Raw genomic sequence first — 8,111 nt, 5'->3', positions numbered from 1 at the left:
CATCAGCCTAAAGGCTGACCTACAAATGACAGGTTAAGTGACAAGTGACAGGTCAAGTGCAGCTGATGTCTTGCCCTTGGGTTTTGTAGGTTAGCCTTTAGGCTAATAACTGGAGATTGTTTGAATCCAATCATCGGTTAAAGTCCAAATGACAGGTGATGGTTTGGTTGTTGAAAAAATCACTTTAATCACAGGTGTCTTGTCTGTTTGGTTTTATTAGCACAGTGGTCATCAGCCTAAAGGCTGACCTACAAATGACAGGTTAAGTGACAAGTGACAGGTCAAGTGCAGCTGATGTCTTGCCCTTGGGTTTTGTAGGTTAGCCTTTAGGCTAATAACTGGAGATTGTTTGAATCTAATCATCGGTTAAAGTCCAAATGACAGGTGATGGTTTTGTTAGTTGAAAAATAGAGTCATGTTAATCACAGGTGTCTCGTGTGGTTGAGGTTATTAGCACAGTGGCATTCAGCCTAAAGGCTGACCTACAAATGATAGGTCAAGTGACAAGTGACAGGTCAAGTGCAAGACCATCTCGATTTTCACAGGTGTCTTGTCTGTTTGGTTTTATTAGCACAGTGGCATTCAGCCGCTCTTTTTTCAAGGTAAGCAGACCCACAAATGACAGTGCAAGTGCCAGTGCACAACCCCCTCCAGCTCCCCCTTGAAGTTAAGGGGGAGAGCTAGGGCAAGACCATCTAGATTTTCACAGGTGTCTCGTGTGGTTGGCTCATATATTCCGCGGCATCTGGGCGCTCTTTTTTCAAGGTAAGCAGACCCACAAATGACAGGTCAAGTTCTAGGTCAAGTTCAAGTGGTTGTTTCTAGGCGGTTTAGTGCATGCCTAGAAACAATGGAATGAGGATGGGGACGAGTAGGCTCATGATGAAGCCGCTGGCGATGCAGACGGGGACGATGGCTGGGCCATGAAATTTGCTGAGCATGGGGAGGGTGAAGTCCATGGCGGTGGCGCCTGAGTACCCAACGGACATATGGCTGCTGCGTTTGGCTAAGAAAGGAATCAACATTAAGGCGACGATTTCTCGGCCTAAGTCTAATAAAAAGGCGGTGGTGCCAAGTACGGGGTCGCCAAGGCCTGTAATCAATATGCCAGAAAGGCTGTACCAGCCAAATCCTGAAACGACGGCTAAGCCTTGGTGCCAGCTTAAGCCTAAGATGAAAGAGCTCAACCAGCCTGCGAGTAGTGTGCTAGCGATGGTGGTGCTGGCGATGATGACGGCTTGTTTATTTAGCAGTAATTTCTTGAGGCGATGATTGCCTTGTCTCAATTGGCAGCCGACTAGCAGTAAGAGTACATATAAGAGCCCAGTAACGGCTTGGTTCACGCCCATGGCCCAGTCTTTACCGATAAACCCCACAATGACCCCACCAATAACCCAAGCCAGTGTTTGCGCGGCGTCTTTTAGTGCCTGCATTTTGCTTGCTTGAGGCACATTACCTTGGTTTTCTGAGTGCGCGCCGCCAAATCGAAGGCCGCTGCAGTAAAGTGCGACCAAGCTAATGATAGTAACCAATGAAAATAATACGAAGGCCTGAAACCCTGCGACGATGAGCTTTTGAGCGAGGTTGTCCAAGGCGCCGATACTAAAGCCAATTAAGCCCAGTATTAAATAAACCAGTTTTTCTAGACCGACGGCGACTCGTTGTGGTGATAAGAATTTGATGTTCACCCAGTATCCGAATAGTAGGGCAATAAGCAGTGGGCCTAAGGTGGTAATAACGGTCATGTTGTTTCTAATCTTAAGGTTGAAAATGAGTAAGCGTGGGCATTTTGTCGGCATTTTAATGCTTGTGCAAGGTAGGGGAGAAACAAAAGACTTAATTTGAAATAAAAGCGTCTCTTTTGTGCACTGAAATGGGTCCGTCTCAGTGCAATGTAAAGGCCTAAATGCTAAATTACGTCGCTTAATATTGGACTTGTTTTTGTTCTTTTATTTTTCGTTTTTATTTTTTAGTCGTTCTTTATATTTTACATCGTTCTTGGATTGACATAATTAAGTGGTGGCAGTGTGGCAAAAGCGTTTTCTTCTCCGTCTGTGTTAAAAGAGGTTTTACACCTGCTTTTACCTATGGTGCTGACCATGACGTTGGAATTGTCGATTAGCCTAGTCGATACCGTCATGCTTGGGCATTACAGTGCGACGCATTTGGCTGCCGTCGGTTTGGCCTCTAGTTTATGGCTGCCGGTAGGCTGCTTCTTGATCGGGGTGACGTTTGGTATTACGCCTTTGGTTACGCGGCATTTGCATGGTCGCCAGTCAAAATTGGTGAATATTTATATGTCTCAAGCGGTTGGTGTCTCTATTATTTTAGGGCTAGCGGCTAGCATTATTACTGTGACTATCTTGCCGCATTTTGCGCAGATGATGGCTTCTCAAGAAGAAACACGACGTGTTGCAGTGGATTACCTTTATATTTTTGCGCCCGCTCTACCTATGTTGGCCTTAATGACCGCGTATAAAAATTTATTTGAAGCGGCGGGGCGCCCTGGTTTTCCGCTGTTTGTTGCGACCACTGGGTTGCTGTTGAATGTCTGTTTTAACTATGTGCTGATATTCGGTAAATTGGGCTTTCCTGATTTGGGGGCACGCGGGGCGGCTATTGCATCTACCTTGTCTCTGTATTTGTCGGTGACCTTCTTTTTTGTTTACGATCGATTTTTTAATAAGCGACCTTTGTTCTCGAAATTAATCTGGCGTTATGTGCAAAAATTCTCTTTGCTACTGCACATTGGTGCCCCTGCAGGGTTAGCTTTCACCTTTGAAGTGGCGTTGTTTTCGTCGATGACCTGGTTAATCTCGTCTTTTGGCGATCTTGCTTTAGGCGCTGGGCAGGTTGTGATGTCGTACACGTCTGTGTTGTTTACTCCTATGATGGCGATGAGTGCCGTGACCGCGATTGTGGTGGCTAAGGCGATGTCAAAAGAAGGCGTTGCAGGGGTAAGAAAGCGAATGCGGGTTATTGTTTGGTTGGGGCTGGGCTACGTTGGTATTTGCTTTACGATCACGCAGCTGTTCCACAACGTGATTCCTTTTATCTACAGCAGCGACACAAAAATAGTCGCCCTAGCCGCGAGTATTCTGTTGGTGTCGTCCTGTTATCAGTTGCCTGATATGTTACAAACTGTCTTTACCGGCGCGCTACGAGGCTTTAGAGACACTAGATCCTCGATGCTTGCGTTTGCGGTTTCTTTGTTTGGTTTAAGTATCCCATTTGGGTACTGGTTATCACATTATAGCCCTTGGGCAGATGCACTCGGCTTACGAGGATTTTATATTGGGTTAGGCGCTGGATTGAGCCTATTAGCCGTGATCCTGATCTTGCGTTTCCGATTTGTGGTTAAACGCTATGAAGGTAAACGGATATTCTCCGAGAGAGAAGTGGCTTAGGTAATAAATATTGCCATGCAAAAAGCGCTTTTACTCGTTGAAATTTAGGTATAATTCTTTCAAGTGAAGCCGCTGACCTAATCACTATAACAAGTGCTTCTCAAATATTAGGCTGGTTTTAAGGGAACTGAAATTCATGAAAATTGCCATTGTTGTAAATAGTTTAAAAATGGGTGGCATGGAACGCGTTGCTTGCAACTTATCTGATGCCTTTGCGAAACAAGGTCATAATACGCACCTGATTTATTTAAAGAGCCGAAAAGTAGAAGTTTCTCCAGATGATGCTAGGGTTCAGGTGCACTTGTTTTCATTGCAAAAAATGGTGATATCAAGTGGTGTTGGATTAATCTGGTTGATTCTTTGTAAATTACTGAATGTCTTTTTTCGTAAGTCTTTTCTCCTGTTTTTTGCCTATGCAGAAGCGGTCGCCTTTTCTTATAAACTCAAGCAATTAGAAAAAAAATCAGGGCGATTCGATCTTATTATTTTCAGAGGGCAAGGTACTTTCTCTCATATTTGGCCACTGAAAGACCCTCGCTTTGTTTTTGTTTGTGAGAGCATGCAGAACAAAGCGCATTTTGGTAACAGATCTAAAAAAATGTTTTCTTGGCTATTTTCTAATAGGAAAATGGTTTGCGTATCTGAAGAAGTGAAAAAGTCCCTAATCGACCTCGTTGAATGCCATGCCATCTCTTGTGAAAGTATTGAGGTTATCAGTAACCCGAATAATTATGACAAAATACTAGAAAATGCTTCGGTTCAAGATGATAAGGCGGATTACCATACTAAGCCTTATATTTTAGGTTTAGGGCGTTTAGTATCAGGAAAAAACTTCCCTCTCCTGATCGATGCCTATCAGTACGCTCGAGAACATTTTGACATAAAACAAGACTTGGCCATTGTGGGAGAGGGCCGAGAAAGAGCCAGTCTTGAAAAGAAAATCAAACAAATGGGATTAGAACACTGCGTCTTCCTAAAGGGCCAACAAAACAACCCTTTCCCTTGGTATAAAAAAGCCGACCTTTTTGTTTTAAGCTCAAAAAGCGAAGGACTCGGTATGGTTATCATCGAATCACTTGCTTGCGGTACGCCTGTAGTTGCGACCAATTGCCCAGGTGGCGTCCGCGATATCATGCAGGGTAAGTTGAGCCGTTATTTAGCAGAGCAAAACCCTAAATCCCTCGCGGAAAAGATTGCATTGGCCCTAGAAGAAAAAGATTCTATTATTTCTCTGCAAGATGTTGCTAGCTCACTCAAAAAATTTGATGAAACATACATAATCGAACAATACTATGACAAATACTTGCCTCATTCGTAAACACTAATCAGTTGCATATACTTGTTAGCTCGAGATAGATAAGACGGAATATATGAAACAAAATGACTACCAGTATGCCTTAAAGCCAGATTGGCAAAGTAAGGCTCAACTTAACAGGTTGAATACTCCAGGCTCAAACGATATCTATACATTAACGCTGGCAGATGCGTCAGAGTTTGCCATATTAAAGCATAGTGAATACACCTGGTTACTGTCGTTTTCTTATCACTCTACCAACAAAACGAAACAAGGCTGTGTTTCTGTTTTCATAGATGAGAAAGAGCAGGGTGCAATTGGCAACAGCCAGTTCTTTGAGGCGAAACAAGAAGGTATCCGTTACCTTAATTTAAGCTCATTGCTTTCTAATGATCTTTTGGATGAGCAGATTAAGCTACACTTCAAATATTGCTCAACAAAACCTGAAGTAACTCTCTTAGGGTTTAAAAAGCCAGCTATTAGCAGTGGCGGCGCTATACTCATCATTGCGCCACACGCAGACGATGCAGAATTAGCGGCCTACGGCCTATACAGTGAATATTCCGATCGTACTTGGATCACGACCATTAATGCAGGGCAAACTCTTCAATCGCTGGATCGTCAGTATATTGCTGGATTGGATAATAATCTGGCGGATGCAGTTCACCGAAAAGCGCAGATTAGAGCCTGGAACAGCATGACAACACCGCTCCTAGCAGGGGTGAAACTTGAGCGTTTAACCTCTCTTGGTTACTTTAATTTAACTATAGATTCACTCTATAAAGTGCCTCAAGAGCAGCAAATCGATAAAGTATTGCCAGGACTCACCCCGAACATAAGTCGAGGGCTAAATCACATAACATTACCGAATGATGAGCGAGATACTTGTACTGGAGAATCCCTAGTTGAGGATCTAGCAAGCTTATTGGAACAAATAAAACCCACCAGTGTTTTTATCACCGACCCTGAGATAGACCCTCACTCAGAGCATATTATGTCAGCTCATGCGCTTGCTTTGGCTATTCGAAAAAGCGCTCATAAGCCTGACAACGTCTTTATGTATGTTAATCACTTACGAAAAATAAAGAAATTCCCTTATGGCCCTGAGCATACATTAACCGCGTTACCGCCATGGTTCGATGCCAGCTCTATTTTCAAAGAACTTTCTTGTTACAGTCATCAGCTCAGCTTAACAACACAAAAAGAAAAGGTCGTCTCATTCGACACTATGCACGATCTACGCAGTAAACCTAGGCTCAAGAAAAGCTTAAAAAAATGGTGGCATCAAAATATTTTAAAAAGTGACTATCAATTTTACGGTTATCATACCTATTTTCAAACTCACATTAGAGCCAATGAAGTATTTACATTCGTTGATGGTCAAGTCTTTAGTGATGCTCTAATCCAAAGCCAAACGCAGAAATAACCACATAGATAACTACCTAGATAATAGTAAGAGTCACTGGAATGAGCGAATGGACGTCGCGCAATGTTTATGGAAATGAGTGAAGGTTAATATATAGATATCTGGTGGAACCGCGAAACAAGTTTAGACATGGACTTTTGACGTTTAAATTGCTGTGGTGCATCTTTCTTATAGAGTGCCTGACTTCATAGTAAGGCACTCTACACTGTTTAATTTGAGTCTTCTGATTATGATAAGAGCACGTACCAGTTGTTAACTCTCTTTTTCCGTCTTGTTATTGATTTCTGCATTCCAGATAAAAGCAAGTAATCCGCCAAATATTACCTGTATACAGAAGACCCCTGTCCAAAAGAATAAATACGATTCAAATAAATTAACAACACTCCAAAAAGTGAAAGCTGTGATTGCGAAATGGCCGATATCTCTATCTAGCTGTTTTCTAGAAACGGCTTTAAGTATTTTTATCATGACCCAACCGAACCAGATAAAGTAAAAAGCTAAGCCAATAAAACCGTAATTATTCAGAATGGATAGATAGATATTATGTAGGTGGCCAAAGTTCTGTTTAATATTTTCTGGCATCCAGTCATTTTGATCGATAGATATCCGTTGTCCTTTATTTCCCCACCCTAAAAGAGGTCTTTCCTTTATTTTGTCTAATCCTGCTTCCCATAAATGAATGCGGATGCCAACACTAGTGTAAGGGATGTCTTTTAAGTTGCCTGACATGACTTTTTCAATGACAGATGATTCGCTTGTTGACCTATGTTCTAGCGTATTCCCCATTGTTTTATATATTGTGAAGGTTACAGCAAGTGTAATAATGATAAATATGGAAAGATTTTTAATGTTTATTTTTTGTCTAAACTTCTTATTAAATAAAATAACGAAACAGGAAATAACAGCGCTAGCGATGAGAGCTAACCATGCCGCTCTTGTCTGCGCGGCAACCATGGTAAAAATACAAAATAGAGTGATGGGTAACCAAAATATTAACGCGATTCTTTTCCAACGGTACAGTCTAGGAAGAAAGCATAAAAGGCCAATTAATATCAAGCCAAAAAATAGGCTAGTATGTCCTGCATTTCGAAGGGCATAGTCAATTCGCCCACCATGCCACCCTCTAATAATCTCTTGCCATCCTCCACCGCCAATCCATGGCGCGAGGATAATAGTAAGTGCAGCAGCCGCCCAAAATAGAAATACTTTTTTAGGACTATCTTTTAGCCACCAAGCGATGGGAATAAAGACAAAAATTCGTGAAAGCTTATCTAAGCGAGGGGATTTATTTACCCAATCAGGATAAGCAAGATGAGCAAAATACCAGCTTACTAGCGGGATCAGAATAGAGGCTAGCAGCAGCAGCACTGGTGTTTTAACTTGAATATCTTTGCCGTACCTGTAAATAGAGTAAAAGCCCAGCAATACCATGGGTAAGCCAATAATGTTAGAAAGTATTTCTGGCGCTTGGATTTTTGTTAGGGCATACAAACATGTTAAAACAAAGCCAATCAGTATGAAGTAGCTGTTTTGTTTTGTGTGGTCAAGACGAATCATAAAAAAAGACTATCCATGTAAGCTAAGTGTAAGTTTTAGAAGAGAAAGCATAGCTTTTTTTCACCTTTTAATACTAGTCTTTTTTATTCTTCCTTCAACAGAAGGTCTTCTGTTAATTGAAAATGCCATGTCACAGGTGTCGAGAGAGTTGTGTCGGTTTTGGTTGGTTGGTCTTTAGGCCAAATGCTACGGAATTTGGACATTAGAAGGACGAGACACCGGTGATTAACATGACTCTTTTTTACCACCATTTTGACTTTAACCCATATTGGAGACGTCACATTTCCAGTTACTGGCCTAAAGGCCAGCCTACAAATGAACAGACCAACCACCAAACCATCACCTTTCGTTTCGACTTTAACCGATGGTTGGGTTAAAACAATCTCCAGTTATTAGCCTAAAGGCTAACCCACAAATGAACAGACCA

At 42.0% G+C, this 8,111-nt stretch carries 5 protein-coding genes; 3 read left to right on the top strand and 2 right to left on the bottom strand.

Features of this window, described 5'->3' with window-relative positions; translation table 11 throughout:
• Positions 1-830: 830 nt before the first annotated feature.
• Positions 831-1,745 (bottom strand): lysine exporter LysO family protein, encoded by a 915-nt coding sequence (locus V6259_RS14935; RefSeq protein WP_341585176.1) that lies wholly within the window; start codon positions 1,743-1,745, stop codon positions 831-833.
• A gap of 282 nt (positions 1,746-2,027) precedes the next feature.
• Here V6259_RS14935 and V6259_RS14930 point away from each other — a divergent pair, with 282 nt between their 5' ends.
• From V6259_RS14930 to V6259_RS14920, 3 genes are all read left to right on the top strand, one after another.
• Positions 2,028-3,407: an MATE family efflux transporter gene (locus V6259_RS14930; RefSeq protein ID WP_341585175.1), complete on the top strand. Its 1,380-nt coding sequence runs from the start codon at positions 2,028-2,030 to the stop codon at positions 3,405-3,407.
• A 136-nt stretch (positions 3,408-3,543) separates the two neighbouring features.
• Positions 3,544-4,725, top strand: a complete 1,182-nt coding sequence (locus V6259_RS14925; protein WP_341585174.1) for a glycosyltransferase — start codon at positions 3,544-3,546, stop codon at positions 4,723-4,725.
• Positions 4,726-4,777: 52 nt separating this feature from the next.
• On the top strand, positions 4,778-6,127 hold the full coding sequence (locus V6259_RS14920) for a PIG-L family deacetylase (protein ID WP_341585173.1): 1,350 nt from the start codon (positions 4,778-4,780) through the stop codon (positions 6,125-6,127).
• A 252-nt stretch (positions 6,128-6,379) separates the two neighbouring features.
• Here V6259_RS14920 and V6259_RS14915 read toward each other — a convergent pair whose 3' ends face one another.
• Positions 6,380-7,558: an O-antigen ligase family protein gene (locus tag V6259_RS14915; RefSeq protein ID WP_341585172.1), complete on the bottom strand. Its 1,179-nt coding sequence runs from the start codon at positions 7,556-7,558 to the stop codon at positions 6,380-6,382.
• Positions 7,559-8,111 lie beyond the last annotated feature (553 nt).

Origin of the sequence: Marinomonas sp. TI.3.20, from assembly GCF_038155025.1 — a bacterium.
GTDB lineage: Bacteria > Pseudomonadota > Gammaproteobacteria > Pseudomonadales > Marinomonadaceae > Marinomonas > Marinomonas flavescens.
Note: the sequence above shows the minus strand (reverse complement) of the source record. Positions and strands in the feature narration are given on the sequence as shown.

Excerpts from the sequence above, each read along its gene's own strand:
- V6259_RS14935 (WP_341585176.1), bottom strand. The coding sequence starts at position 1,745 with ATGACCGTTATTACCACCTTAGGCCCACTGCTTATTGCCCTACTATTC.
- V6259_RS14925 (WP_341585174.1), top strand. The coding sequence starts at position 3,544 with ATGAAAATTGCCATTGTTGTAAATAGTTTAAAAATGGGTGGCATGGAA.
- V6259_RS14920 (WP_341585173.1), top strand. The coding sequence starts at position 4,778 with ATGAAACAAAATGACTACCAGTATGCCTTAAAGCCAGATTGGCAAAGT.
- V6259_RS14915 (WP_341585172.1), bottom strand. The coding sequence starts at position 7,558 with ATGGTATTGCTGGGCTTTTACTCTATTTACAGGTACGGCAAAGATATT.